This window comes from Aquabacterium sp. A08, from assembly GCF_011742065.1.
This window is the reverse complement of sequence record NZ_JAAQQT010000291.1, coordinates 1-778: the sequence shown is the minus strand read 5'-3', so window position 1 is coordinate 778 and position 778 is coordinate 1. Positions and strand designations below refer to the sequence as shown.

The window sequence follows — 778 nt, the reverse complement described above, 5'->3', positions numbered from 1 at the left end:
CCGGCGACCGGCTGCATGCTGTGCTGTGCGCAGCGGGCTACAACATCCGCTGGCTGCTGCGCATGATCGCCAAGAAGGGCATCACCTTCTTGGGCTAGCTTTTTTTGCGCCTGCGCGCAGTGTTGACCCCGGCCTTGGCTCAGGCTGGTTGGCTCGCAAAACTTCTTCCAATGGACGCGCAACCGGTGTCAAACCGGCTGCGCGTGGCTTGAAATGAATAAATCAGGGGCGACTATTGAGTGGGAATGAGCATTGGCATTGCCCCGGCTGTTCGTGTGACAGGGCGCTCGGCAGGTTTTCGTCACTGGTCAGGGTTTGTGGGCCGCGAGCCTGTCAAGCCCGCTTGAGCGTTTTCATGCGTCCATCCGTCTTCAGCTGGTGGGCGACTTCATAGACCTTCTCCAGCAAATCGTCGAACTGGGTCAGGCCGTCTTCGTCCAGGGTCAACAGCACGCCGGCTTTGCGCAGGTCGGTCGGGTCGATGGCGAAAACATGCACCTGACCCTGGCCGTTCTCATCGACCGCCAGGCTGAACTTGAGTTCACCGATTCGACTGCGCACAGCGCCGATGTTGACTTGAAATGTCAATCCTTCCAAGGGATACCTCTGTGACGGTCGAAGACCGATTTCAACAATCAACAACAAAAAACCCTTGTAAGCTTTTGACTTACAAGGGTTTTTGATTCTGGCGGAGAGGGCGGGATTCGAACCCGCGGTGGGGATTAGCCCACACACGCTTTCCAGGCGTGCGACTTAAACCGCTCATCCACCTCTCCGT

At 57.3% G+C, this 778-nt stretch carries 1 protein-coding gene and 1 tRNA gene; both read right to left on the bottom strand.

Going from position 1 to position 778, the window contains the following annotated elements:
* Positions 1 to 333 precede the first annotated feature (333 nt).
* Positions 334 to 597 carry a hypothetical protein gene (locus HA630_RS01655; protein ID WP_166832172.1) on the bottom strand — a complete coding sequence of 88 codons (264 nt, stop codon included), beginning with the start codon at positions 595 to 597 and terminating at the stop codon, positions 334 to 336.
* An 89-nt stretch (positions 598 to 686) separates the two neighbouring features.
* A tRNA-Ser gene (locus tag HA630_RS01650) sits at positions 687 to 776 on the bottom strand.
* Positions 777 to 778: the final 2 nt, after the last annotated feature.